This is a genomic window from Brevundimonas sp., from assembly GCF_013912005.1.
In the GTDB taxonomy this organism is placed as follows: Bacteria; Pseudomonadota; Alphaproteobacteria; order Caulobacterales; family Caulobacteraceae; genus Brevundimonas.
Genome location: NZ_JACESB010000002.1, coordinates 215,524 through 240,315 on the forward strand (window position 1 = coordinate 215,524; position 24,792 = coordinate 240,315).

The window sequence follows — 24,792 nt, forward strand, 5'->3', positions numbered from 1 at the left end:
ACGGGAACATGCTATAGGCGATGCGTGACGCCCGCCGCCGCTCCCGCAACGCTTCCGCCCCCGGAACTGCCGCCCCTGTTCGCCGACTGGTTCGCGCGGCGCGGCTGGGCGCCGCGGCGGCACCAGCTGGAGATGATCGCGGCCGCCGAGGCGGGATCGCACGCCCTGCTGGTCGCGCCGACCGGGGGCGGCAAGACCCTGGCGGGCTTCCTGCCGTCGCTGATCGAGCTGGCGGAGCGCGGACCGAAGCCGGAGAGCGGGCCGGGATCGGGGGTGCACACCCTCTACCTGTCGCCGCTCAAGGCTCTGACCACCGACGTCGAGCGCAACCTGATGACCCCGATCCGCGAGATCGGACTGAACATCCATGTCGAGAGCCGCACCGGCGACACCAAACAGTCGAAGCGCCAGCGCCAGCGCGACTTCCCGCCCGACATCCTGCTGACCACGCCGGAGCAGCTGGCCCTGTTCTGCGCCTGGGAGGGGGCGGCGGCCTATTTCGCCGACCTCCGGTGCGTGGTGCTGGACGAGGTCCACGCCATCTGGAGCGGCAAGCGCGGCGACCTGCTGAGCCTCGGCCTGGGCCGGCTGCAGGCGTTTTCGCCCGGGATGCGACGGGTGGCGCTGAGCGCGACCGTGGACGATCCGCAGATGATCGCCGACTGGCTGCGACCGGGGCTTGCTTCTCCGCCGGGGGGAGAAGGGGTCCGTATCGTCCGCGGCGACCCCGGCGCCCCGCCGGTGGTCGACGTCCTCGTCTCCGAAGGCAGGGTGCCGTGGGCGGGCCACACCGGGCTGCACGCCCTGCCCGAGGTCTACGACATCATCCGCCGCGCCGGCATGGCGCTGATCTTCGTCAACACCCGCTGGCAGGCCGAATTCGTCTTCCAGTCGCTGTGGGCGATGAACGAGGACGACCTGCCGATCGGCCTGCACCACGGCTCGCTGGCGGCCGAGCAGAGGCGCAAGGTCGAGGCGGCCATGGCGCGCGGCGACCTGCGGGCCGTGGTCTGCACCTCGACCCTCGACCTCGGCATCGACTGGGGCGACGTCGACCTGGTCATCCAGCTCGCCGCCCCGCGCGGCGCCAGCCGGTTGGTGCAGCGCATCGGCCGGGCCAACCACCGGCTGGACGAACCCAGCCGCGCCCTGATGGTGCCCGCCAGCCGCTTCGAGATGCTGGAATGCCAGGCGGCGCGCGAGGCGGTGGCCGAGAACGCCTTCGACTGGGAGCCGGTCCACACCGGCACCCTGGACACCCTCGCCCAGCACGTCATGGGCGTGGCCTGCGCCGGGCCGTTCCGCCTTGAAGATCTGTACACGGAGGTTTGCGGCTGCGGCCCCTATCGCGGCCTGTCGTGGGAGAGCTTCGAGGAGGTCGTCGACCTCGTCGCCACCGGCGGCTACGCGCTCCGCACCTACGACCGTTTCGCCCGCATCGTCCGCGACCGCGAGGGCCGCTGGAAGGTGCGCAACGCCCAGATCGCCCAGCGCCACCGCATGAACGTCGGGGCCATCGTCTCGGCGGCGACCCTCAACGTCCGCGTCGCCTCGCGCCGCGGCCAGCGCCTGACGGGCGGGCGCAAGATCGGCGAGGTCGAGGAGAGCTATTTCGAACCGCTGACGCCCGGCGACACCTTCGTCTACGCCGGCCAGGTCTGGGCCTTCCAGGCGATCGCCGGCATGGACGCCCTGGTCACGCCCGCCCACGACAGCGACCCGAAGATCCCCTCGTGGGGCGGCTCGAAATTCCCGATCTCGGTGTCGCTGGCCGGCCGGGTGCGGCGGATGATCGAGGACCGCGACCACTGGCGTGTGCTTCCGCCCGACGTGCGGGAGTGGCTGGAGCTGCAGGAGGCCCGCTCGGCCATCCCCGAGGCCGGGGACTTGCTGGTCGAGACCTTCCCGCGCGGCGACCGCCATTTCCTCGTCGCCTGTCCGTTCGAGGGCTCGATCGCCCACACCACCCTGGCCATGCTGCTCACCCGGCGGCTGGACCGCCTGGGCGTCGGCCCGCTGGGCTTCGTCTGCACCGACTATTCGCTGGCCATCTGGTCGATCCGGCCGATGGACGGGCTGGATTTCGACGCCCTGTTCGAGCCCGACCTGCTCGGCGACGATCTGGAGGCGTGGCTGGAGGAGAGCTTCATGATGAAGCGCTCGTTCCGCAATTGCGCCCTCATCTCCGGGCTGATCGAGCGTCGCCAGCCCGGGGCCGAGAAGACCGGCCGGCAGGTGACCTTCTCGACCGACCTGATCTACGACGTGCTCCGCCGCCACCAGCCCGACCACCTGCTGCTGCGCACCGCCCGCGCCGACGCCGCCGCCGGCCTGCTCGACGTGGCCCGGCTGGGCCAGTTGCTGACCCGCATCCAGGGCCATGTGCGGCACGTCCGGCTGGACAAGCCGTCGCCGTTCAGCGTCCCGGTGCTGGTCCAGATCGGCCGCGAACGGGTCGGCGGCGAGGCGGCCGAGATGATCCTCGCCGCCCACGCCGAGGACTTCGCGCTGGAGACCCTGGTCGCCGACGTCATGGCCGACGCCCCGCCCGAGCTGGAGGGCGCGCGATGAGCCCGGCCCTGCGCGAGGCCCTGGCCCCGGCCCGGCACGGCTGCGGCGGCCTCAAGGTGCGGATCAACGGCGAGGTCTGCGTGCTGCGCTGCTCGGGCGCCCTGTGGGTGGCCGGCGAGCGCACCCTCGTCGCCTCGGACCTCCACCTCGAGAAGGGCTCGGCCTTCGCCGTGCGCGGCCAGATGCTGCCGCCCTACGACAGCCCGGCGACGCTCGCGAAGCTGGAGGCGGAGATCGAGGTCCTCGATCCGGCCCGGGTGGTCCTGCTCGGCGACAGCTTCCACGACTCGAAAGCCGTAGATCGTCTGTACACGGACGACCGCGTTCGGCTGGAGCGCCTCGCCGCCGGCCGGGACTGGGTCTGGCTCGAGGGCAACCACGATCTGGAGGCCCTGGCCGGGGCGCTGGACGTGCTGACCGGGCGGGTCGTGACGACGCTGCAGGTCGGCCGCCTGGGCCTGATCCACGAACCGCAGCCGGGCGACCGGCCCGGCGAGGTCGCCGGCCACCTCCACCCGGCGGCGCGGGTGTGGGCCCACGGCCGGGGGGTGCGCCGCCCCTGTTTCGTCACCGACGGCCGCCGCCTGCTGATGCCCGCCTTCGGCGCCTTCACCGGCGGCCTCGACGTGCGCGACCCCGCCGTCGCCGGCCTGTTCGAAACTCCGCCGATGGCCGCCGCCCTCGGCCGCGACCGGGTGCACGCGCTGGCGTGGGAGGCGCTGCGGTAGTCAGGTCAGACGGGTGAGGTCGGGGGCGGGGAGCAGCGCCCCGCTCGCCCCTTCGATCTTCCCCTCCAGCTGCGCCATGAACGCCGGACGCTTCAGCCCCGCCGGGATCGGCTCGAGGAATTCGAACACGACCGTTCCCGGATAGCGCCGGAACCCGTGCGCCGGCCAGTGAACGCCGGAGTTGGTGGCCACCGGCGCGCAGGCGGCCTCGATCTCGCGGTAGATGGCGGCGACGCCGGGCTTGTAGTCGGGGGCGGCGCCCGGCTCGGTGCGGGTGCCTTCCGGGAAGATCACCACCTGCCGGCCCTGCTGCACCCGCTCGCGCGCCGTGCGCACCATGTCCTTCAGCGCCTTCGCGCCGGCCGAGCGGTCGACCGGGATCATCCTCGTCTTCCACGCGAACCAGCCGAAGAAGGGCAGGACCATCAGTTCCTTCTTCATCACCATGCAGGGATCGTCGAGCACGACGAAGGGCGCGATCACGTCCAGCATGCCCTGGTGCTTGGCGGCCACCAGCGCCGGCCCGGACGGACGATGCTCGAGCCCCCGGAACTCGACCTTCACGTCGCAGATCCAGCGCAGGCCGAAGAGGACGAACTTGGCCCACCAGCGGATCACCGCCATCGCCGCCCGGTGCGGCATCAGCAGGGCCGGCGACAGGCCGACGGCGAAGATGGCCATCGACAGGTAGAGCCAGGCCGTGAAGACCAGCGAACGCAGGGTGATCAACTCAGGCCGCCTTCTCTTCCGGAGAACTGGCGGCCGGAGCGTCGGCCGCCGCCGGATCGTCTCCGGTCAGCCGGCCCAGGCCGGCGCGGCCGAGGGCGGCGAGGTACTTCATGTACTCCAGCGTCATCCGGCGGGCCGTGACCGCCGCCCGCCACCAGCGCGGCGTGTCCAGCGACGGCGTCTCCACGGCGTAGGCCGTCAGCGTCACGCCGGGCGCGGCCGCCCGGATCTCGGTCAGCGCCCGCGGCATGTGGTAGTCGGAGGTCACGACGATCAGGCTGTCGTAGTCCTTGGACTCGGCCCAGGCGGCGATCTCCTGAGCGTTGCCGATGGTGTCCTCGGCCTCGAAGCCGAGGTCGACGCAGCAGTTGAACAGCTTGCTGGAGCCGGGGGTCAGGGCGCGCAGCTCCTGGCGACGGACCTCGCGGTTGACGCCGGAGATCAGCACCCGGTCCCCCTTGTCCTGCTCCAGCAGGCGGATGGCGGCGTTGACCCGCTCGGCCGACGGGCCGGTCAGGGCCACGATGGCGTCCGCCCGGTCCGGCTCGGCGGCGGGCGTGTAGCCGCGCACCCGGTCCGCGAAGGCGAACAGGCCGATCAGCCAGATCAGCGCCAGAATGGCGATGAAGGTCAGGAACTTCATGCCTTTAACCTAGTCGTGCCCCCGCAGCCGCGCCAGCGCCGTCAAGCGCGCGGCGACCACCGCCACCGTAGCGGCCAGCACCGGACATGACGAGAGGACCACGATGTCGCTCCAGACGACCGGCAGGGCGGGCGTGATCCCGTCGCTGCCGCCGAGGAAGCGGAGCAGGGACAGGGCGGCCATGGCGACCAGCGCGCCGGCGGCTCCGGCGCCGGCGGCCAGCAGGCCGTAGCGGCGCTGGTAGAGGCCGGCGATGCGCGCGTCGGACGCGCCGTTCAGGCTGAGGATGGCGATCACCTGCGCCTGCGCCGCCATGCCGGCGCGGGTGGCGTAGACCACCGCCGCGGCCGCCGCCCCGGCGGTCAGCAGGAAGGCTGCGCCCGCCAGCACGGTGATCAGTCCCGCCGAGCGCTCGACCTCCGCCCGCCACAGGCTGTGGTCGTCGACCGTGGCGTCCAGTCCCGCCTCGGCCAAGGCCCGGCTCAGGCTGACGGCGCTGGCGGGCTGTTCGGGATCCAGGCGGACGGTGACCAGGTGGGGCAGGGGCAGGTCGGGCAGCACGGCGTCGCCCAGCCAGGGGCGCAGCAGAGCCTCGGCCGCCTCGCGATCCAGGGCCTCGGCCTCCTCGACGCCGGCCACGCCGGCCAGGGTCTCCGCCGCCCGGGCCGCCGCCGTCGCCCCGCTCTCGCCCACCCTCGGGCGCACCTGCACGGTGGCCTCGGCCCGGAGGCTGCGGGCCCAGCCGTGGGCGGCGCGGTCGGCCGCCAGCGCCCCGGCGGCCGCCAGACAGGCGAGGCAGCACAACACGGCGATCACCGCCGCCAGCCACGGTTCGCCCCCCGCCTCGCGCGGCAGGATGCCCGCCCGCCGTCCGGCCAGCCGCCCGATCATGCGGCCGCCCCGCTCACCCGGCCCCGCTCCAGCCGCAGCACGGCCGCGCCGGAGGCGTCCGCCAGGGCCTCGTCGTGGGTGGCGATCAGCACCGTCGCGCCCAGCCGGTTCAGCGCCTGGAACAGCTTCAGCAGCCGCGCCGCCATGGCCGCGTCGACGTTGCCCGTCGGCTCGTCCGCGACGATCAGCTCCGGACCCGCGATGACCGCCCGGGCGATCGCCAGCCGCTGCTTCTCCCCGCCCGACAGGGCCGGCGGGCGGCTTTCGGCGCGGTCGCCGAGGCCCACCCAGTCCAGCATCTCGGTCACGTCGGCCGCATAGTCGTCGCGCCGCCGGCCGGCGAGGCGCAGGGGCAGGGCCACATTGTCGAAGGCGCTGAGGTGGTCGAGCAGCCGGAAATCCTGGAACACCACCCCCATGCGCCGCCGCAGGCCCGGCAGCCCCGATCTCGGCAGCCCGGCCACGCTCTCCCCGAACAAGCGCAGTTCGCCCCGCGTCGGCCGCGCCGACAGGGTCAGCAGCTTCAGCAGGGTCGACTTGCCGGCCCCCGACGGCCCGGTAAGGAAGTGGAAAGAGCCGCGCGGCAAAGTGAGGTTAACGTCCCGCAGCACCTCGGGCGCGTCGCCATAGCCGAAGCCGACCCCGTCCATGCGGACGGTTTCGGGCGAGGCGGCGGCGTCGGCGGCGCGGCGGGGGTGGACGGGCATCGATTTACGGGTTGTACGCGGCGGGCGCCGCGACGGGAGGGGGCGAAGAGCCTCGCAGTCAGCGCACATGATACTGACCTGCCCGTCCTGCGCCACCAGCTATTTCGCGCCCGATGACGCCATCGGCCCGCACGGCCGCACCGTGCGCTGCAAGTCCTGCAAGCACACCTGGCGCGCCAGCCTCGACGAGCCGCTGGAGCTGTCGGCCACCGCCGCCGGGGGGCCGGGCGAGCCGCCGGCCCGGGAGGAGCCCGCGCCCGAGAGCCTGGCCGAGACGCCGGCCCCGGAACTGCCCCGCGCCTTCCGCGCCCGCGCCGAACAGCAGCGCCGCCTGCGCCGCGCCGCCGCGCACGGGGCGGTCTGGGCCGGCATCGCCTCCGGCTTCGCCCTGCTGCTCGCCGCCGCCTGGCTGTTCCGGGTGGAGGTCGTGGAGCTCGCGCCGCGCACCGCCGCCGCCTACGCCGCCGTCGGCCTGGAGGTGAACCCGACCGGTCTCGACTTCGAGGCGCTCAGCGCCCGGCCCTTGCCCAGCGATCCCGGGCGCATCCTGGTCTCGGGAGCCCTGCGCAACGTTCGCGACGACGAGCGGGTGGCTCCGCCGGTCCGCGTGGCCCTGCTCGACAGCCATGGGGCCGAGATCGGCCACGCCCTCGTCCGGATCGACGCCGCCCCGGTGCTGCCCGGCAAGGTCCAGGGCTTCGCGACCATCATCCCCGATCCGGGCGCCCGCGCGGCGGGCATCGGCGTCGACTTCGTCCTCTCCGCCGCCGGAGCTGCGCCGGTCGCCCATGCGCCGGCCGCCCGTCCGCCGGCCTCCCATGCGCCGGCGCATCACGCGCCGCCGGCGGTCCGCCCCCTCCCTGTCGCTTCCGGCGGCGAGGCGGGACTGCGTCCGGCCCTGGCCACGGACGCGCCCGGAGCCGCCGGCTTGCGCCCGGTCGACGCCGTTCCGGTGGCGGCGACCCTCGACTCGCACGCGCCGGAGGCGGTATCGCCGGGGCATGGCTGACGCGACTCCCGCCCCGACCGTCCTGCTCCCTGAAGCCGAGGTCCGGCGCATCGTCGACGATCTCGCCGCCCGCATCGCCCCGGTCATCGACGACGAGACCGTCGCCGCGGTCCTGCTCACCGGCGGCCTGTGGTTCGCCGCCGACCTGACCCGCGCCCTGTCGCGCCACGGTCGCCACGTCCGCTTCGACGCCCTGTGGCTGGCGTCCTACGGCGACGAGCGGACCAGCCGCGGCCGCATCGACGTCTACGCCGACTTCCAGCGCCCCATCGAGGGCCGCCGTGTGCTGCTCATCGACGACGTCTTCGACACCGGCCTGTCGCTGGCGGAGGCGGTGCGCATCGCGAAGGACAAGGGCGCGCGCGAGGTCCTCACCGTCGTCTTCGCCCGCAAGCCGTGGCCGAAGCCCCGCGCGCCCGAACCCGACTTCGTCGGCTGGGAGGCCCCGGACCGCTTCCTCGTCGGCTACGGCCTGGATCACGCGGGGGCGCTGCGGGGGCTGCCGGACGTGTGTGCGCTGGATGAGGGATGAGGGACTAGGGATGAGGGACTAGGGATGAGGGATTGGGGAGAAGAGGGTGCCTGATCGAGCTTCCTGATGGTCAGACGGCGAGCACGCCTTCATCCCTCATCCCTCATCCCTCATCCCCAATCCCTCGTCCCTGATCCCCGGCCCCTCCCTCACAACCACTCCGCCCGCGGCTCCCGCGCCCACATCTCCTCGTACGAGGGCCGTCTCCGCACCACCGCCCAACGGTCGCCGTTGACCAGCACCTCGGGGACGAGCGGCCGGGAATTGTACTCGCTCGACAGCACCGCCCCGTAGGCGCCCGCGCTCATGAAGGCGACCAGGTCGCCGGCCTCCAGCGGCGGCAGCAGGCGGTCGCGGGCGAAAACGTCGGTGGACTCGCAGATCGGCCCCACCGGATCGTACGGAACCGCCTCGCCCGGCCGCTCGCGCACTGGCACGAGGTCGTGGAAGGCGTCGTACAGGGCCGGACGCATCAGGTCGTTCATGCCGGCGTCCAGCACCAGGAAGCGGCGGCCGTCGGCCCGCCGGTTGACCTGGATCACCCGGCTGACCAGCACCCCGGCGTTGGCGGCGAGCAGCCGGCCCGGCTCGAACGCCGCCTCGACGCCGAGGCCGTCCAGCACCCGGGCGCACATGGCGGCGTAGGCGTCGATCGACGGCGTCTCCGCCTGGCCGTGGTAGGGCACGCCCAGCCCGCCGCCGAGGTCGAGCCGGGCGACCTCGAAGCCGCGGGCCCGCAGCTCGAGCGTCATCTCCCGCAGGGTGCCGAACGCCGTCTCCATCGGCGCGAGGTCGAGGATCTGGCTGCCGATGTGGCAGGCGAGCCCCGCCGGCCGCACGTGCGGCGAGGCGGCGGCGCGGGCGTAGAGGTCGAACGCCTCCTCGATCGGCACCCCGAACTTGTCGGCGGCCCCGCCGGTGGTGATGCGGGCGTGGCCGCCGGCGCCGATCCGCGGATTGACCCGGACGGCGATCGTGGCGACCGCTCCCCGCGCCGCGGCGACCGCGATCAGCCGGTCCAGCTCGGCCCCGCTCTCGACGTTGATCTGGCGCACGCCGACCTCGATGGCGAAGGCCAGCTCGGCGTCGGTCTTGCCCACGCCTGAGAAGATGATCCGGTCCGCCGGCGCGCCCGCCGCCAGCGCCCGCCGGATCTCGCCCTCCGACACCGTGTCGGCGCCGCAGCCCGCGCGCGCCAGGGTGGCCAGCACCGACAGGTTGCTGTTGGCCTTGACGGCGAAGGCGATCAGGGCGTCGCCCAGCGCGCTCCGCCGGGCGTCCAGCGCCTGCCGCAACAGGCCGTGGTGCCGTTCCAGGGTGGCGGTGGAATAAACGTAGGCCGGCGTGCCGACCTCGGCCGCGACCGTTTCCAGCGACACGCCCTCCGCATGCAGGACGCCGTCGATCCGGTGGAAGTGATGCAACTGGAATCCGTCAGGTTCAGCCCGGGCGGTTGCCGGGGCCGTCGAAGGGGGTGGAGCCGGGACCGCCGTCGATGGGCATCTGCCGGTTCGGGCGATTCTCGGTGGCGGGCTCGGGCAGGCTTTCGGCGTTGGCGTCGCGCATGCCGCGTTCCGCGCGTTTGGCCGGCGGCGCGTCCAGATCGGCCATGCGGCCGCAGCCGGCGGCGGAGAGGGCGATCAGGGCCGACAGGCCCGCGACGGTCAGCTTGTTCATCGGATCTCCCCCGCGCCGAGGCGCGCCTTCCAGTCTGCGATGCGCGCGCGGACCTGCTCCGGCGCCGTGCCGCCGAAGCTCCGGCGGCTGGCGCAGGAAGCCTCGGGCGACAGCACCTTGTAAACCGCTTCGGTCACCCCGGGATGCAGGGCCTGCAATTCTTCCAGCGGCAGTTGCGACAGGCCCACGCCCAGCGCCTCGGCCCGCTTCACCGCGGCGCCGGTGACGTGGTGGGCCTGGCGGAACGGCAGGTCCAGCTCGCGCACCAGCCAGTCGGCCAGATCGGTCGCGGTCGAGAAGCCCGCGCCCGCCGCCGCCGCCATGCGCGCCGTGTCGGGCCGCAGCGCCGCGACCATGGCGGTCATCGCGCCGACCGCAAGATCCAAGGCGTCGAAGGCCTCGAACACCGGCGGCTTGTCCTCCTGCATGTCCTTCGAATAGGCCAGCGGCAGGCCTTTCATGACCGTTGACAGGGCCACCAGCGAGCCGATGATCCGGCCGGTCTTGGCCCGCACCAGCTCGGCCGCGTCGGGATTGCGCTTCTGCGGCATGATCGACGAGCCGGTGGTCAGGTCGTCGGGCAGGCTGGCGAAGCCGAACATGGGCGTCATCCAGACCACGATCTCCTCGGCCAGCCGCGACAGGTGGCCGGCGCAGATCGAGGCCGCGGCGAGGCTTTCGAGGGCGAAGTCCCGGTCGGACACCGCGTCCAGCGAATTGGCCATGGGCCGGTCGAAGCCCAGCGCGGCGGCGGTCATCCCGCGGTCGATGGGGAAGGGCGAGCCGGCCAGGGCCGCCGCCCCCAGCGGGCATTCGTTCATCCGCCGACGCGCGTCGACGAACCGGCCGGCGTCGCGCCCGAACATCTCCACATAGGCCATCAGGTGATGGCCCAGCGTCACCGGCTGGGCGGTCTGCAGGTGGGTGAAGCCCGGCATCAGGTCCGCCGCGTGCTGCTCCGCCCGTCCCAGCAGCGCCCGCTGCAGACCCTCCAGCTGGACGATCGTCCGGTCGCAGGCGTCGCGCACCCACAGGCGGAAATCGGTGGCCACCTGGTCGTTGCGGCTGCGCGCGGTGTGCAGCCGGCCCGAGGGCTCGCCGATCAGTTCGGCCAGCCGCGCCTCCACGTTCATGTGGATGTCCTCGAAGCGGTCGCGGAACGGGAAACTCCCGTCGCGCATCTCGGCCTCGATGGCGTCCAGCCCGCCGAGAATGGCCTCGGCGTCGGCGGCCGAGACGACGCCCTGCGCCGCCAGCATGCGGCAGTGGGCCCGCGACCCGGCCAGATCCTGCGCCCACAGCCGCCGGTCGACGCCGATCGAGACGTTGATCGCCTGCATGATTTCGGCCGGCTGCGCCGAGAAGCGGCCGCCCCACATGTCTTGACCTTTGGCCGCCCCGGGGGCTTTGGTCGCGGTTTCGGGAGGCGTCGGGTCGGGCATGAAGGTCTCGGGGACGGTGATCGGCGCGGTTGCGGGGGTGCTGCTGATCGGAGCGATCGGCGCTGCCGCGCTGCTATACGCCAATCCCGGCCTGATCGACAAAGCCGCCGCGCCGGCCCCCGCCGCGAAGAGCGAGCTGGCCCGCTTCGCCGTCGGCCCGATCGCGCGGCTGGAGACGCCGGCCGCGCTCGAGACCGCGCCGGACTATGTGTTCCAGGACCGGGAGGGCGGCCCCGTTCGCCTCGCCGACTTCCGCGGCAAGGTCGTGGTGGTCAACCTGTGGGCCATGTGGTGCGCGCCGTGCCGCACCGAGATGCCGACCCTCGCCCGCCTCGCCGAGGCCTACGCCGGAACGGACCTCGTGGTCCTGCCGGTCAACGTTGACGCCACGCCGGACGCCATCGCCGACGCCCGCAGCTTCATCGACGTGCACGAGCCCCTGCCGCTCTACAGCGATCCGAAGTTCCAGCTGCCGTTCGAGCTGCCGGGCAAGGGCAAGATGCCCCAGACGGTGCTGCTGGACCGGCAGGGCCGCATCCGCGCCCACTTCTCGGGCGAGGCCGACTGGGCCAGCCCGGAGGCCCGGGCCCTCGTCGACGGCCTGCTGGCCGAGCCCTAGCGGGCTTCGTTGCCGCGCTCGTCGGTCGCGGTCTCGGCCTTCTGCTCGTCGGCCTCCCGGGCGAGGCGGTCGGTGCCCTCGTCGATCTCCTGGGCGACCTCGCTGGCGCCGGCGGCGATCGCCGACCCGACCTGGGCGGCCTCTTCCTGCAGCGAGGCGGCGGCTTCCTCCGTGGCGTCGCCGGCGTCGGCGGCGGCCGCGTTGGCGTCGGCCTGGGTCTCGTCCTGTTCAGCCTCGGTGCAGGCGGCGGCGCCGAGCGCCAGGGCGGCGACGGCGGCGAGAGCGATGGAGCGCATGGGATGTCCCCCGGAGTGACGTTGAACCTTGGCGGTTAACGCCTGTCCGTCCGGGCGGTTGCGCCGGCGGACGTCCGGCCTCTCAGCCCTCGCCGGCGCCGTCCGTCCGCGCCGCCAGCCGGTCGATCTTCGCGTGCAGGGCGGCGATCTCCAGCTCCGCCTTCAGGTTGACCTCGTAGTCCAGCCGCGCCGCCACCCGGTCCTTCGCCGCCTGCCGATTCTGGCTCATCATGATGATCGGCGCCTGGACCGCCGCCAGCATCGACAGCAGCAGGTTGAGGAAGATGAAGGGGTAGGGGTCGAACCGCTGCCCCGCCGGCAGCCAGCGGTTCAGGCCCGCCCAGACCAGCAGGAACAGGCCGAAGGCGACGACGAAGCTCCACGACCCGCCGACCGAGGCGACGCGGTCCGCCAGCCGGTCCCCGAAGGTCGTGGTCTCGGCATAGGCCTGCTCGGCGTCGCGCGGGACCGACAGCCGCCGGCTGGCGCGCTCGATCACCTGCCGCTCCCGTTCGGTGAGACGGTCCCAGCTCTCCTTGAGCACCTCGAAACTGACCGGATCGACCGGACCCTGCATGCCGCCCCCTCCCGCGGCGCCCGCCGCCGCACCGGCGCGAGCGTGATCCGCCCGCCCCGCGCAGGTCAAGCGGGCGGCCCCGCCGCCCCTTGCCGCCGGGGACCGGCGCCCGCTGGCCGGTCCGGTCTGCGCAGGGCCCGCTCGCTGCCGTTGCCACGCACCCTCGCAGATGCGAGACCGGGAGATCTTGACCGCAGCGGGTTCGGGGATGGCGGGCGCTACAATCTACGACGTGGCCGCCCGGGCGGGTGTTTCGATCAAGTCCGTCTCCCGGGTCCTGAACGGCGAGGCAAACGTCAGCGAGGCGCTGCGCAAGAAGGTGGAGGGCGCGGTCGCGGAGCTGGGCTATCGCCGCAGCCTCTCCGCGCGCTCCCTGGCCGGGTCCGCCTCGTCGATCATCGCGGCCCTGGTGGACGCCAAGCTGACGATCGAGCACTGGCGGAGCGGGCGAGGCAACGACTACCTCAGCCGGCTGGAACTGGGCCTGCTGATGGAATGCCGCCAGGCCGACCATCATCTGATGGTGGAGCTGGTCGACTACGACGCTCCGACCCTCCGGCAGGATCTGTCCAACCTCCTGGCCGCCGTCCGGCCCCAGGGGGTGGTGCTGACGCCGCCGAACTCGGACAATGCGCTGGTGCTCGACGTGCTCGACGAGACGGGAACCCCCTACGCGCGCATCGGCCCCGAGACGGCCCTGCACCGGGGCGTCCGCATTCGCATGGACGACGCCGGGGCGGCCGAGGAGATCACCCGTCACCTCCTCGATCTCGGGCACGTCGACCTCGCCTATATCTCGGGCCCGCCGGCCTACGCCGCCAGCCGGCTGCGGGGCGCCGGCTTCAGGACGGCGCTCCGCAAGCGGGGGCTCACGCCGCGGCCGGAGTGGATGGTCGAGGGCCAGTTCACCTTCCGCTCGGGGCTCGAGGCCGCCGAGCGCCTGCTGGCCGGACCGCACCGCCCCACCGCCATCTTCGCGGCCAACGACGACATGGCCCTCGGCGTGCTGCAGGCCGCCGCCGCCGCCGGACTGGGCGTGCCGCGCGACCTCTCGGTGGCGGGATTCGACGATACGCCGAGCGCGCTGTTCAGCACCCCGGCCCTGACCACCATCCGCCACCCCGTGGCCGAGATGGCCGCCGCCGCCGCGCAGCGCCTCATCCCGCTGCTGCGAGCCCGGCTGGAGTCGGAAGGCGACCTCGAGGATACGACCGTCCCCCATTCTCTCGTGGTCCGCGGCTCGACGGCGCGCTACGTCCCGCCGGTGGCTTGACAGCGCTGTCATACGCCGAGCTAATAGCCGGCCCCGTCGCATGCGCCGCCTTCGCCGGCCGCTGCGACCGCGCCGTCCTCAGCTGGAGTCCCCCATGCGCAGCGCCGTTTCCGTCCTGGTTCTCGCACTGGCCGCCGGGGGAGCTTACGCGCAGACGCCCCAGCCCGCGCCCGTCGCCGCGGCGACGGAGGCGGCCCGCGCCGAGCCGGCGAACTGGCCGCGGGCCGCGTCGCCCGAAGGCTTCAGCGATGCGGCCACGGAAGCCTTCATCTCGGACCTGATGGCCCGGATGACGGTGGAGGAGAAGGTTGGACAGCTGATCCAGGCCGATATCGCGGCGATCCGTCCTGAAGACCTGCTGACCTGGCCGATCGGCTCGATCCTGGCCGGCGGCAACTCCTCGCCCGGCGGCGACGAGCGCGCCCCGGCGCAGGCCTGGGTCGAGCTCGCCCGCGCCTTCCGCGAAGCCAACGCCGCGCGTCCGGGAACCCCGATCCCGCTGATCTACGGCATCGACGCGGTGCACGGGCACAACAACGTCGTCGGCGCCACCATCTTCCCGCACAACATCGGCCTGGGGGCCGCGCGCGATCCCGACCTGATGCGGCGCATCGGCGAGGCGACGGCGCTGGAGGTGGCGGTCACCGGCGCGGACTGGACCTTCGGACCGACCCTCGCGGTGCCGCGCGACGACCGGTGGGGCCGAACCTACGAGGGGTTCGGCGAGGATCCCGAGATCGCCCGCAGCTACGCCGGCCCCCTGACGCTGGGCCTGCAGGGACCGATCGAGAGCGGCCGTCCGCTTCAGTCCGGCCGCATCGCCGGTTCGGCCAAGCACTTCCTCGCCGACGGCGGCACCGCCGAAGGACGCGACCAGGGCGACTTCGTCGGCTCCGAGCGCGAGCTGATCGACATCCACCTGAGCGGCTATCCCCAGGCGATCGACGCCGGGGTGCTGTCGGTGATGGCCAGCTTCTCCAGCTGGAACGGGGTCAAGCACTCGGGCAACCGCAGCATCCTGACCGACGTGCTGCGCGGCCCGCTCGGCTTCGAAGGTTTCGTGGTCTCGGACTGGAACGCCCACGGCCAGCTGCCGGGCTGCTCCAACGAGAGCTGCCCGGCCGCCGTCAATGCGGGCATCGACATGCTGATGGCTCCCGACAGCTGGAAGCCGCTCTACGAGAACACCCTCGCCCAGGTCCGTTCGGGCGAGATCCCCATGGCCCGGGTGGAGGAGGCCGTCCGCCGGATCCTGCGGGCCAAGGTCAAGGCCGGGCTGTTCGAGGACAATCGCCCGCTCGAGGGCCGGCTCGAACACCTCGGCGCTCCGGAGCACCGGGCGCTGGCCCGGGAAGCGGTGCGCAAGTCGCTGGTCCTCCTGAAGAACGAGAACGGCGTCCTGCCGATCCGCGGGAACGCCCGCGTCCTGGTGGCCGGCGCCGCGGCCGACGACATCGGACAGGCCGCCGGGGGCTGGACCCTGACCTGGCAGGGCGTCGGCAACACGAACGCCCACTTTCCGAACGCGGACTCCATCTGGGCCGGCATCGCCGAGGCGGTGACCGAGGCGGGAGGCGAAGCCGCCCTGAGCCCGGACGGCGCCTATGACGTCCGGCCCGACGTCGCCGTGGTCGTCTTCGGGGAGACGCCCTACGCCGAGTTCCAGGGCGACATCGACACCCTCGACTTCCTTCCGGAGGAGCCGCTCGCGATCCTGAGGCGCCTGCAGGCGGAGGGCGTTCCGACGGTCTCCGTCTTCCTCTCCGGCCGGCCGATGTGGGTCAATCCCGAGATCAACGCCTCCGACGCCTTCGTCGCGGCCTGGTTGCCGGGCGCCGAGGGCGCGGGGATCGCGGACGTTCTCATCGGCGACGCCGCGGGTCGTCCGCGCCATGACTTCTCCGGCGTGCTGGGCTTTTCCTGGCCGCGCGACGCCACCGGCCGGCCCCTGAACCGCGGCGAGCCCGGATACGATCCCCAGTTCGCCTACGGCTACGGCCTCAGCTATGCGCGGCCGGCGCCGGTGGGACGGCTTTCCGAGGAAGCCGGCGTCGCGGCGCCGACGTCGAGCGTCGACATGTACCTGGTCGACGGACGGGTGACGCCGCCGTGGTCCCTGGCGCTGGAGGATTCGGGCGGGCAGACCCGGGTGGGGAGCGAAAAGTCGGTCGCCAGTCCGCGCGGCGGCGTACAGATGACCGTCGTCGACGATCTGGCCCAGGAGAGCGGGCGTCGCCTCGTCTTCGGCGAAGGGGGCGGACAGGCCCTGATCTGGGGCGGCGCGGTCGATCTCTCGCGCCAGGCCAACGGCGAGATGGCGCTGTCCTTCCGGTACCGCGTCGACGAGGCGCCGCAAGGCCGCATCGTCCTCGGGCTGGGGCAGGGAGCCGTCGATCTGACGGAGGCGGTCGGCGCCGCCCCGCGGGGCGAGTGGCGAACGATCAAGGTCCGGCTCTCCTGCTTTCGCGACGCCGGGGCCGACCTGACGGCCGTGGAGCGGTCCTTCCAGCTGGCCTCCGAAGCGGCGGCGGCGGTGTCCGTCTCGGAGATCCGGCTGGCCTCGAACGAAGGCGACGCGGTGTGCCCCGCGGGCGCGACTCTGCCGTAGGCGCTTGCGGCTTGCGCCGGCGCCGGCGGGCGAGAAAGCTCCGGCGATGCACAAGGCGGGCGAGAATCAGCCAGGCGGAGAAGCCGTGACGCCGGTGAGCGGGCGCTTTCTCGGCCTGTTCGCCCTGGCGCAGCTCGGCGCCTTCATCGCCTTCGTGCCGATGCTCAACCTGCTCCTGCCCCTGAAGGCGGAGGCGATCGACCCGGCGGACAAGGCCGTCCTGCTCAGCCAGGTCATGCTCTGGGGGGCGGTGGCGGCGGCGGCGACCAACCTGGCGGCCGGCGCGCTCAGCGACGCCACCCGCGGCGCCTTCGGGCGCCGCCGTCCGTGGATCGTCGTCGGCGCCGTGGCCGTGGCCGGGGCCCACGGCCTGGTCTTCGCCGCCGGCACGCCGCAGCAGCTGCTCCTCGCCGTCCTCGCCTTCCAGGTGGCGGTGAATGTCATGTTCGCGCCGCTCAACGCCGTGCTGCCGGACCTGATCCCCGGTCGCCAGAAAGGTCTGGCGGCGGCCCTGGCCGGACTGGCCCTGCCAGGCGCCGGCCTGTTCACCGCCGGCGTCATCGCCCTGGCGCTGCCCCGGCTGGACCTGCGCTTCCTCGTCGTGGCCGCGGTCATTCCCGCCCTGGTGCTTCCCTTCGCGATCCGGCTGCGGGAGCCGCCGCGGCCGCGGCCGGTCGCCCGTTCCGCCCCGCGCCCGCTCGCCGCCCTCGCGGACCGGGACTTCCTGATGGCCTTCGTCTCCCGCCTGCTCGTCCAGGCGACCATCACCTTCAACGTCCTCTACCTGCTGTTCTATCTGCAGGAGACCGCGCGGCTGGGGCCGCTCGCGGGCGTGCGGCCGGAGGCGGTGCTCGGCGGCCTCCTGGGGGCGAGCACGATCGTCTCGCTCGTCGCCGGCTTCCTCGGCGGCGTGCTGTCCGACCGGCTCGGGCGACGGCGGCTCTTCGTCACGGCCGGCGGGCTGGCGATGGCGGTCGGCGCAGGCCTTCTTGCGGCCGCCCCCGGCTGGCCGGGTCCGCTTCTGGCGCAACTGCTCTTCGGGCTCGGGCTGGGCCTCTACTCCACCGTCGACACCGCCCTCGTCGCCGAGGTGCTGCCGGACCCGCGATCGGCCGGCCGCGATCTGGGCCTCATGAACCTTGCGATCACCGCGCCCCAGGTTCTCGCCCCCTTGCTGGGGCTGGGGCTCCTGTCGCTCTCCGGCGGAGACTTCAGATGGATCTACGCCGCGTCGGCCCTGTTCGCCCTCTTCGGCGCCCTGGCGGTGGCCGGCATCCGCCGCGTGCGCTGAACCGGCCCGTCAGTCCGCCGGCGGCGGGTTCATCCGGCGCAGCCACGCCCGTACGAACAGTCCCGAAGGGCTGATCATCGAGTCGTCCCAGCCCCCCTCGCCGGCCGCCCCCGGACGCAGGGCGGCGGAGGTCTCGTCCTTGTCGGTGATCGACCAGTTGAGGCTGCTGAGGCCGTTCGCCTCCATGAAGTCCCACCACAGGGCCGTCTCGGCGCGATCCAGCACGCCGTTCCCGCTGGCCTCGCTGGTTCCCCATTCGGTGACGAACAGCGCCGCGCCCGACGCCAGGGCCCTGGCCGCCTTGTCGCGCAGCTCCTGCCGGTGGGTCCCGGCGTAGAAGTGCAGGGTGTAGGCCACGTTGGCGAAGGGCAGGGGGTCGGCGGCGGCGATGTCCACATCCTGCGACCAGCTCGGCGTTCCGGCGACGATCAGGTTGTCCGGATCGTGGGCGCGGATCGAGGGGATGACCGCCATGTGATAGGGGCGGACCACCTCGCCCCAGGAATGGGTGTTCAGCGGCTCGTTGTACGGCTCGTAGATGACGTTGGGCCGGTCGCCGTACTTCGCGGCGATATGGGCGAAGAAGGCGGCGGCGGCCTCCGGCTCGGGCTCGTGGGCGTGCCAGTCGACGATCACGTACAGGCCCTCAGCGATGGCCGCCTCGATCACGGCCTCCGCCCGGGCCGTCTCCCGTTCGGGATTGTCGAGGTAGCCGTCGTGGTGGACGGCGATCGCGGCCCGGACCACCGTGGCCGACCAGTCGTCGGCCAGCCAGCGCACCGCGTCGGCGTTGTAGTACTGCGGGGCCCACTGGCTCCAGAACAGCGACATTCCGCGCAGGATCACCGGCTGGCCGTGCTGGTCGACGAGCCGCGTCCCCTCCAGCCGCAGCTGGCCGTGGCGCTCCACCGGCGTTTCCGCCAGCGCCGCGCCCGGCAGCAACAGGAAGGCTGCGAGAGCGAGCAGTCGTTTCAAGGCCGTCTCCGTATTCCCCGGGCGGGTCGGTCCGCGCCCCCTCAGAAGGAGGCGCGGACGGTCACCGCGAAGCGCCGGTCATAGATCCACCAGGAGCGCGTCTTCAGGACATCCGCGCCCATCAGCTGCCGGTTCTCGCTGTTGGCCAGGTTGTTGCCCTCGAGGGCCACGCTGACGCCCTCGCGCAGCTGCACGATGACCGAGCCGTCCAGCTGGCCATAGTCGTCCTGCCACATGGGCAGCCGCACGTCCGACACGTCGCGGTTAGTGAGCAGATACTTGCCGCGCCAGTTGTAGGCGAGACGGGCCTGCACCGGGCCGCGCTGATAGAGGCCGATGATGTTCCAGGACTTCTCCGACAGGCCTTCGAGCGGCAGGCCGTCGATCACCTCGGCCGCGTCCCACTCGCTGATGGAGTTCTGGGACGTCGACCCTTCGCTGTCGATGTAGGTGAAGTTCGCCTGCAGCCCCAGACCGCCCAGCCAGCCCGGCAGGAAGTCATAGAACTGCTGGTAGCCGATTTCGAAGCCCTGGATCGTGCCCTCGTCGCCATTGGTCGGCCCGCTGACGAGGAAGTCCCGGCCCTCGAAGGTCCGCGTGTGCACCCCGGTGGTGAAGAAGTCCTCGACGTTCTTGCGGAAGGCCGTGACGTAGAGGGAGTGCGTCGACGACGGATACCATTCGAGCGCCACGTCGAACTGGTCGGCGCGCATCGGCTTCAGCTGCGGATTGCCCCGCGCCGCGCCGCCCCAGCCCTCGACCACCGTGCCCTGCGGGTTCACCGAGGCGGTGAGATCCACGAACGGGAACATCTGGTTGAAGCTCGGCCGGGCGATCGCCCGGGAGGCCGCGAAGCGGGCGATCAGGGAGTCGGTCAGCTGGAACTTGAGGTTCAGGCTGGGCAGCACGTCGGTGTAGGACTGCTCGCCCGAGACGTCGAACGCGGCCCCGGTGCCGAACGCGCGGTCGTCCGCGGGAAGGTTCGGATAGCTGGTCAGATCCGGGAGGAAGCCGGAACCGCGGGCCGTGTTCTCCGTCCGCACCACCCGCACGCCGATGTTGCCCTCGACCGGGAACCGGGCGTTCTCCCAGCCGAACCGCGCCACGGCGTAGCCGGCGAAGGTCTTCTCGGTTTGCGAGGAGAGGCTTTCCGCGTCGAAGCCCCGGGGACTCCACCGCGCGTTGCCGCCGATGTTCTCGATGAGGTCCGAGTTCCGCAGATAGCCGCGCGCCAGCTCGATGTCCGGCATCACCACCGTGGGCGCCTGGACGTCGCCGCGGAAGAAGCCGTCGAAGCTGTAGAGCATCGCGTACTCCGGCAGCACCGTGTCCATCCACAGGAACGGCTCGTTCCACGGGGCGCTGAGCGCCTGCCAGTTGTACTGGGTGTAGTTGTTGGTGACCTCACGGTCGGTGAACCGGCCCCCGAAGCGGATCGAGTTCAGCACGGGGTGGTCGAATTCCCAGGCCACGTCGATGCGCCCGGCGAGTTGCTCCGCCTCGTTGTCGTCGACGTGATCCATCGCCGCGTGCCAGAAGTAGTTGGCCGGATCGCTGGTGAAGGACCCGGGGCCGAGGCTGGCCACCGGCCGCCCGCCGGCGAGGTCGATCGTCACGTCGGGGATGTAGGCCGAGCTGAAGACGGTGAAGTCCCACCCGGCGCTGGTCGACTTGATGTACTGCAGGTCCGCGCTCACCGCGAGGCGTTCGGAGGGATAGTAGCGGACGCCCACCGACAGGTCGTTGCTGGACTCCTCGCGCTCCTGGTGTCGCGTCGCCATCCGGTACTGGGTGCCGAGCTCGCCCGCCACCGGCTGGCTGCCGCGCCAGTAGCTGATCTGGCGCAGCGACCCCGACTGGAAGTAGCCGTCGTCGTCGAAAGTGAACTGGCCGCCCGCAGCCGGAATGACGAAGTTGTTGTTGGCGTCGACCTGCGGGATGGCTTCGTAGTTGTCCCAGCGGGTGTCGAAGTCCGAACGCAGGTACTGGAGGAACACCTCGGTCTGGTCGTTCGGCCGCCATTGAAGCGCGAGCGCCCCGCCCAGCCGTTCCCGCTCAGAATCCAGCCTCCGCCACGAGACGCCCTCGGGGACGTACAGGGTCTGGTCGGCGGTGAGGCCGAGATAGGACTGGTCGATCCAGTCCTGGCCGCAGGAGTAGGGGTCGCCGTTCGGATTCTGCAGTCCCGCGCACAGGGTGTCGTCCCCCAGCCGGCGGGCGCGATAGGGCGAGACCTGGATGCCGTCCGAGCGGCTGGCCAGTTCCGAATAGGCGAGGTTCGCGAGCACGCCGACCTCGCCTGCGCCGGTGTCGAACCGGTCGCTGAACAGGATCGATCCCTGCGGCTTCCACTCCTCCGCATGGTCCGAGTAGTTGGCGCTGAGCGAACCGGCGACCAGACGGCCGGTCGCCTCGAACGGCATCCGGGTGCGCAGGTTGACCGTGCCGCCGAGGCCGCCCTCGATCAGCTCCGCCGAGGGGTTCTTGTACACGTCGACGCCGGCCATCAGCTCGGCGGGCACGTCCTCGAAGCCCAGGGCGCGCCCGTCGAGCGCGCCGAGGGTGTCGCGGCCGTTCAGCTCCTGACGCACCTGGGTCAGGCCGCGGACCTGGACCCCGCTGCCTTCCGCCGAGAACCGGTCGGGGTCTTCGCGGGCCTGAAGCCGGTCGATGGTCACGCCCGGGATCCGCTGCACCGCCTCCGTCACGCTGCGGTCGGGCAGCGCTCCGATGTCCGAGGCGGTGATGGAGTCGACGATCTGGTCGGCGTTCTCCTTGATCGATTGCGCGGAGCGCAGGCTGCCGCGGATGCCGGTGACGACGACCTCGTCGATCTCGGTGACCTCCGGATCCTGCGGGGCGGCCGGAACGGACTGGGCCAGGGCGGCGGACGGGAGCAGGGCCACGCCCAGAACGAGCAAGGACGAGCCCGTCAGGCACAGGCTGGCGCGCCGCGGCGCCACGCCGCGATTCATCTTGGTGGCATTCATGCCGTCCTCCCCAGGCGACTATGTGATTATTGGACAGCCTGACAGCGCTGTCATTGCGTGACGCTAACATGACGTCCCAGGAGCGTCAATGAACGCGGCTCCGTCGCCCCGCCCCCGCCGGCGGGCCACGTGGCGGCTGCCAGAATCCTCCCGGCAGGTCTGGCTGGCGCCGGCCAGCGCGCGCCGAAGACTGCGACGCCCCCGGCGTTCGCGCCGGAGGTCAGCCGCCGCGCGAGGGAGAGGCCACGACTTCGAAGGGCGGCCCGGCCAGCCAGGTCGCGGCGGCCGATCGCACCTCGTCGAGCGTCATCCCGCGATAGTCGGCCTCCCAGCCGAGAGCGTCGTCCAGCTTCCGGGGCTTGCGCGCCGAACCGTTGATCACGCCGTACCACCAGCTGTTCGTCGCCCGGTCGTCCGCGATCCGCGCGAGGACCGGTCCGCGGGCGTTGTCGAGATCCGCCTGGCTGAGACCGCCCGCCGCGCCCTGGGCCACGACGCGGCGCACCGCCTCCCGCACCCGCTCCACATCCCCGGGAGAGGTGACGACCTGGACGGTCAGGGCGCCCTGGTCTCCGGAGTCCTCGAAGCTCAGGCGGACGCCGGGACTGTAGGCCGCGCCGAGAGCCTCGCGCACCTCGTCGCGGATCCTGTCCTGCAGAATGGCGCGCAGGAGCTCGAGCGCCCGCTGTTCACGTCGACGCGCAGGCTCGGCGACGAAAAGCGGCCAGGTGGCCATGAAGACCGCCTGGTCCGGCGCGCCTTCATGAACCGCTTCGACGACGGGGCGGGCCTCGCCGAAGCGCAACAGGAAGGGCTCGCCGTCCGCGTCACCTCCCGGCGCGCGCGGCGGGAGGGCCCCGACGGTCGCCGCGGCGAGGCGGATGATGTCGTCCTCAGCCATGTCGCCGACGACGGTGACCTCGAGGGGCGCCCCGGTCAGGACCGGTCGGTAGATGCGTTCGAAGTCGGCGGTCGTCAGCGCCTCCATGACCTCCCGGGGCGGCAAGCCCCGGGGGCTGCCGGGGGCGACGGTCTCAAGCAGGGCCAGGGACGCGACGGTGGCGGGCTGGGTGCGATAGGCGCGGTAGAGCTGGTCGATGGCCTGGCGGCGGAGCCCGGCGAAATCGTCGCGGAAGCCGGGATCGGTGAGCATCGCCGCCGTCAGCTGCAGCTGGGTCTCCAGGTCGGCCGGCCGCGTGGAGGCCTGCAGCTGGAAGACGTCGGGCTCCACCTGCACGCCGAGGGTGAGCCTCCGCTCGGGAAAGAGCTCCTGGATCTCACGGAAGCTGTGTCGGCCCAGTCCGCCACGGTAGATGAAATGCGCGCCGAGCGACGCGACCTGGTACTCCGCGTCGGGCACGCCGGCGCGGCCATGGCCCAGTTGCACGGCCACCTGCACCAGATCCCGGGTGTGGCTGACCGTCTTCACGTTCAGCACGACGCCGTTCGCGAACCGCACCCGCGTAAACCCGGGGGCGGGGACGATCTCGCGCGACACGATCTCGCCCGGGGGGCCGAAGTCCGTATAGGCCCACCCCTCGGCGGCGGCCGCGGACGGACGGGCGGCCGGCGGCGGACCTTCCATCACCTCCCGCCACGCGTCGCGGAGGCTCCCGGCCGGGGGCGGTTCGGGCATCCGCACCGATATCAGGGGAGCGGAGGCGTTCCACGCCGCGGTGAAGTCGGCGCGAACGTCCTCGGCGTCGATTCCGGCCACCACGGCGTCATAGATCGAGACCGTCTCCTGCGGGCTGACGAAGCCGGCCGGGTCGAGGTCGTGAAGCGCGATGCTGGACGTCAGGGCGTCGACGAGCGCCTGCGAGTACCGGTCGCCCGCCTGCTCGACGCCGCTGGCGTTGGCGCTTTTCTGGGCGGCCACGATGCGGGCGATCTCGTGATCCTCGACCCCGTAGGTTTCCAGTCGGCGGATTTCCTCCAGCGCCGTGACGAGACCTTCCCGCCAGTCTCCTCCGACGGCGGGCGCCACGTTCAGGCACAGGGCGTTCGCTTCCCTGGACCAGGGCGACCACGCCAGCGAGGCTCCTGCAAAGGGGGCGTCCGCCCCCTGGGCGAGCCGTTCGAGCCGGCGGTTGAGAACGGCGATCCAGAGGCCGCGGGTGATCAGCGTCCGGCGGCGTTCGTGACTGTCGGGTCCCAGACGGGTCCACGGCGAGAGGCGGCATAGGCCGATGTTGGCGGCGAGAACCGGGTCCGGATAGACCAGAACGTCCAGCGGTCGCTCCAGATCGAAGGGCGTCGCCGGGGCCCGCGTCATCGCTTCATCCGGCGCCGACCAGTCGCCGAACGTCCGGCGCACCCGGTCTTCAAGGACATCGAGCGGCAGGTCGCCGACCGCGACCAGCACCGCATTGTCGGGCCGGTACCAGGCCCGGTGGAAGGCCGCGAGCGCCGCCCGGTCGATGGTCCGGATGGTCTCGGGCGCGCCGATCGGCGGCCGCGCGCGGCTGCGGGCGCCCGGCGCGGCGAACGCCTGGTAGGCCTCCCACCAGGTCATGCCCGGCCCCAGCCGCGCATTGTGCTCCGCCAGCACCACGCCCCGCTCTCGCCCGACGGCTTCTTCGGTCAGCGCCAGCCCGTCGCCGATGTCCCTCAGCCAGGCGAAGCCGAGGTCGAGGGCCGCAGGGTCCGCCCGGGGCAGGTCGAGCTTGTAGGTCGTCGCGAACAGGCTGGTGGAGGCGTTCTGATCCCGCCCGAAGGCCACGCCGGCCTCCGCAAACCGGCGCGACAGTTCGCCTTCGGGCAGATTGCGCGTGCCGTTGAAGGCCATGTGTTCGAGGAAGTGCGCCACCCCCCGGTGGGCCTCGGGCTCCTCGTAGCTGCCGACGTCGAACCGCAGCCGGATAGACAGCCCTCCGGCGGGCCGGTCGTTGCTCATCAGGGCGTATCGCAGGCCGTTCGGCAGTTCGCCGTGACGCACCGCCGGGTCGCCGGGGATGGCGAGGGGATCGGGCGTTCGGGCCGCGACCGGAGCTGCGCCACAGGCCCACGCAAGCGCGACGGCGACGGCGATCGCGCTCCATCTGACGATCATGCCGCCTTCTCCCCGGTCGAAACGACAACTCTCACGCGAGGCTACCGGGCCTCCGCCCGACCGGAAAGCCCCCCCCTGGCCGGCGGCGTCGGGGCGCAGACCCTCCGGCCCGGGGCGAGGTCGTCCCGGCAGGGCGAAGGCCGCGGTCGCGGCAAGGCGATCCGCCGCGCCGCGCCTCGTCC

General features: G+C 72.5%; 20 protein-coding genes. 8 read left to right on the forward strand and 12 right to left on the reverse strand.

From position 1 onward, the window contains the following. Window positions 1–24 precede the first annotated feature (24 nt). Window positions 25–2,571: a ligase-associated DNA damage response DEXH box helicase gene (locus H2038_RS02935; RefSeq protein WP_292109022.1), complete on the forward strand. Its 2,547-nt coding sequence runs from the start codon at window positions 25–27 to the stop codon at window positions 2,569–2,571. Further along, the gene (gene pdeM, locus H2038_RS02940) at window positions 2,568–3,299 is read left to right on the forward strand and encodes a ligase-associated DNA damage response endonuclease PdeM (protein ID WP_292109024.1); all 732 of its coding nucleotides are present in this window, start codon (window positions 2,568–2,570) and stop codon (window positions 3,297–3,299) included. The genes H2038_RS02935 and pdeM overlap by 4 nt, the downstream gene beginning before the upstream one ends. Here pdeM and H2038_RS02945 read toward each other — a convergent pair whose 3' ends face one another. The 4 genes from H2038_RS02945 to H2038_RS02960 are packed head-to-tail and all read right to left on the reverse strand — an operon-like array spanning window position 3,300 to window position 6,269. Then, the gene (locus H2038_RS02945; protein ID WP_292109026.1) at window positions 3,300–4,028 is read right to left on the reverse strand and encodes a 1-acyl-sn-glycerol-3-phosphate acyltransferase; all 729 of its coding nucleotides are present in this window, start codon (window positions 4,026–4,028) and stop codon (window positions 3,300–3,302) included. A gap of 1 nt (window position 4,029) precedes the next feature. Further along, window positions 4,030–4,671, reverse strand: a complete 642-nt coding sequence (locus tag H2038_RS02950) for a YdcF family protein (RefSeq protein ID WP_292109028.1) — start codon at window positions 4,669–4,671, stop codon at window positions 4,030–4,032. A gap of 9 nt (window positions 4,672–4,680) precedes the next feature. Then, the gene (locus tag H2038_RS02955) at window positions 4,681–5,562 is read right to left on the reverse strand and encodes an FtsX-like permease family protein (protein ID WP_292109030.1); all 882 of its coding nucleotides are present in this window, start codon (window positions 5,560–5,562) and stop codon (window positions 4,681–4,683) included. After that, window positions 5,559–6,269: an ATP-binding cassette domain-containing protein gene (locus H2038_RS02960; protein ID WP_292109032.1), complete on the reverse strand. Its 711-nt coding sequence runs from the start codon at window positions 6,267–6,269 to the stop codon at window positions 5,559–5,561. The genes H2038_RS02955 and H2038_RS02960 overlap by 4 nt, the downstream gene beginning before the upstream one ends. Before the next feature lie 67 nt (window positions 6,270–6,336). On the opposite strand from H2038_RS02960, the gene H2038_RS02965 reads away from it, so the two are divergent. Together H2038_RS02965 and H2038_RS02970 are read left to right on the forward strand one after the other, a co-directional pair. Next, complete coding sequence (locus tag H2038_RS02965; protein ID WP_292109034.1) at window positions 6,337–7,278, forward strand: MJ0042-type zinc finger domain-containing protein; 942 nt, start codon at window positions 6,337–6,339, stop codon at window positions 7,276–7,278. Beyond that, window positions 7,271–7,810, forward strand: a complete 540-nt coding sequence (locus H2038_RS02970) for a phosphoribosyltransferase (protein WP_292109036.1) — start codon at window positions 7,271–7,273, stop codon at window positions 7,808–7,810. Before H2038_RS02965 ends, H2038_RS02970 begins: the two co-directional genes overlap by 8 nt. Before the next feature lie 149 nt (window positions 7,811–7,959). Here H2038_RS02970 and lysA read toward each other — a convergent pair whose 3' ends face one another. From lysA to argH, 3 genes are read right to left on the reverse strand one after another with little or no spacing between them, the layout of a single operon-like run. Beyond that, on the reverse strand, window positions 7,960–9,234 hold the full coding sequence (gene lysA / locus H2038_RS02975; protein WP_292109038.1) for a diaminopimelate decarboxylase: 1,275 nt from the start codon (window positions 9,232–9,234) through the stop codon (window positions 7,960–7,962). 16 nt (window positions 9,235–9,250) lie between these two features. Further along, window positions 9,251–9,487 carry a hypothetical protein gene (locus H2038_RS02980; RefSeq protein WP_292109039.1) on the reverse strand — a complete coding sequence of 79 codons (237 nt, stop codon included), beginning with the start codon at window positions 9,485–9,487 and terminating at the stop codon, window positions 9,251–9,253. Further along, window positions 9,484–10,866 carry an argininosuccinate lyase gene (gene argH, locus H2038_RS02985; RefSeq protein ID WP_292109092.1) on the reverse strand — a complete coding sequence of 461 codons (1,383 nt, stop codon included), beginning with the start codon at window positions 10,864–10,866 and terminating at the stop codon, window positions 9,484–9,486. The genes H2038_RS02980 and argH overlap by 4 nt, the downstream gene beginning before the upstream one ends. A 61-nt stretch (window positions 10,867–10,927) precedes the next feature. Here argH and H2038_RS02990 point away from each other — a divergent pair, with 61 nt between their 5' ends. Next, window positions 10,928–11,548 (forward strand): TlpA disulfide reductase family protein, encoded by a 621-nt coding sequence (locus H2038_RS02990; RefSeq protein WP_292109042.1) that lies wholly within the window; start codon window positions 10,928–10,930, stop codon window positions 11,546–11,548. Here H2038_RS02990 and H2038_RS02995 read toward each other — a convergent pair. Together H2038_RS02995 and H2038_RS03000 are read right to left on the reverse strand one after the other, a co-directional pair. Beyond that, window positions 11,545–11,844: a hypothetical protein gene (locus tag H2038_RS02995; protein WP_292109044.1), complete on the reverse strand. Its 300-nt coding sequence runs from the start codon at window positions 11,842–11,844 to the stop codon at window positions 11,545–11,547. The genes H2038_RS02990 and H2038_RS02995 overlap by 4 nt on opposite strands. 82 nt (window positions 11,845–11,926) lie before the next feature. Then, window positions 11,927–12,421: a DUF1003 domain-containing protein gene (locus H2038_RS03000; protein WP_292109046.1), complete on the reverse strand. Its 495-nt coding sequence runs from the start codon at window positions 12,419–12,421 to the stop codon at window positions 11,927–11,929. 208 nt (window positions 12,422–12,629) lie between these two features. On the opposite strand from H2038_RS03000, the gene H2038_RS03005 reads away from it, so the two are divergent. From H2038_RS03005 to H2038_RS03015, 3 genes are all read left to right on the forward strand, one after another. Further along, entirely contained in the window at window positions 12,630–13,694 is a 1,065-nt protein-coding gene (locus H2038_RS03005; RefSeq protein ID WP_292109047.1) for a LacI family DNA-binding transcriptional regulator, read from the forward strand. Window positions 13,695–13,788: 94 nt separating this feature from the next. Continuing rightward, a complete protein-coding gene (locus tag H2038_RS03010) occupies window positions 13,789–16,302 on the forward strand; it encodes an exo 1,3/1,4-beta-D-glucan glucohydrolase (protein WP_292109049.1) in 2,514 nt (837 codons plus the stop codon). Window positions 16,303–16,396: 94 nt separating this feature from the next. Beyond that, window positions 16,397–17,593: an MFS transporter gene (locus H2038_RS03015; protein WP_292109050.1), complete on the forward strand. Its 1,197-nt coding sequence runs from the start codon at window positions 16,397–16,399 to the stop codon at window positions 17,591–17,593. 9 nt (window positions 17,594–17,602) lie between these two features. Here the strand turns inward: H2038_RS03015 and H2038_RS03020 are convergent, their stop codons facing one another. The 3 genes from H2038_RS03020 to H2038_RS03030 form a co-directional block, all read right to left on the reverse strand. Beyond that, a complete protein-coding gene (locus H2038_RS03020; protein ID WP_292109052.1) occupies window positions 17,603–18,568 on the reverse strand; it encodes a glycoside hydrolase family 5 protein in 966 nt (321 codons plus the stop codon). A gap of 41 nt (window positions 18,569–18,609) precedes the next feature. Then, window positions 18,610–21,558 carry a TonB-dependent receptor gene (locus H2038_RS03025; RefSeq protein WP_292109054.1) on the reverse strand — a complete coding sequence of 983 codons (2,949 nt, stop codon included), beginning with the start codon at window positions 21,556–21,558 and terminating at the stop codon, window positions 18,610–18,612. Window positions 21,559–21,778: 220 nt separating this feature from the next. Continuing rightward, a complete protein-coding gene (locus tag H2038_RS03030; RefSeq protein WP_292109056.1) occupies window positions 21,779–24,610 on the reverse strand; it encodes an insulinase family protein in 2,832 nt (943 codons plus the stop codon). Between the last annotated feature and the right edge of the window lie 182 nt (window positions 24,611–24,792).

What these genes read in the sequence shown, in the direction of transcription:
- H2038_RS02965 (WP_292109034.1), top strand. Translation starts at nt 6,337, where the DNA reads ATGATACTGACCTGCCCGTCCTGCGCCACCAGCTATTTCGCGCCCGAT.
- H2038_RS03025 (WP_292109054.1), bottom strand. Translation starts at nt 21,558, where the DNA reads ATGAATGCCACCAAGATGAATCGCGGCGTGGCGCCGCGGCGCGCCAGC.
- H2038_RS03010 (WP_292109049.1), top strand. Translation starts at nt 13,789, where the DNA reads ATGCGCAGCGCCGTTTCCGTCCTGGTTCTCGCACTGGCCGCCGGGGGA.
- pdeM (WP_292109024.1), top strand. Translation starts at nt 2,568, where the DNA reads ATGAGCCCGGCCCTGCGCGAGGCCCTGGCCCCGGCCCGGCACGGCTGC.
- H2038_RS03000 (WP_292109046.1), bottom strand. Translation starts at nt 12,421, where the DNA reads ATGCAGGGTCCGGTCGATCCGGTCAGTTTCGAGGTGCTCAAGGAGAGC.
- H2038_RS02955 (WP_292109030.1), bottom strand. Translation starts at nt 5,562, where the DNA reads ATGATCGGGCGGCTGGCCGGACGGCGGGCGGGCATCCTGCCGCGCGAG.
- H2038_RS03005 (WP_292109047.1), top strand. Translation starts at nt 12,630, where the DNA reads ATGGCGGGCGCTACAATCTACGACGTGGCCGCCCGGGCGGGTGTTTCG.
- H2038_RS02980 (WP_292109039.1), bottom strand. Translation starts at nt 9,487, where the DNA reads ATGAACAAGCTGACCGTCGCGGGCCTGTCGGCCCTGATCGCCCTCTCC.
- H2038_RS03030 (WP_292109056.1), bottom strand. Translation starts at nt 24,610, where the DNA reads ATGATCGTCAGATGGAGCGCGATCGCCGTCGCCGTCGCGCTTGCGTGG.
- H2038_RS02995 (WP_292109044.1), bottom strand. Translation starts at nt 11,844, where the DNA reads ATGCGCTCCATCGCTCTCGCCGCCGTCGCCGCCCTGGCGCTCGGCGCC.
- H2038_RS02950 (WP_292109028.1), bottom strand. Translation starts at nt 4,671, where the DNA reads ATGAAGTTCCTGACCTTCATCGCCATTCTGGCGCTGATCTGGCTGATC.
- H2038_RS02970 (WP_292109036.1), top strand. Translation starts at nt 7,271, where the DNA reads ATGGCTGACGCGACTCCCGCCCCGACCGTCCTGCTCCCTGAAGCCGAG.
- H2038_RS02960 (WP_292109032.1), bottom strand. Translation starts at nt 6,269, where the DNA reads ATGCCCGTCCACCCCCGCCGCGCCGCCGACGCCGCCGCCTCGCCCGAA.
- H2038_RS02990 (WP_292109042.1), top strand. Translation starts at nt 10,928, where the DNA reads ATGAAGGTCTCGGGGACGGTGATCGGCGCGGTTGCGGGGGTGCTGCTG.
- argH (WP_292109092.1), bottom strand. Translation starts at nt 10,866, where the DNA reads ATGTGGGGCGGCCGCTTCTCGGCGCAGCCGGCCGAAATCATGCAGGCG.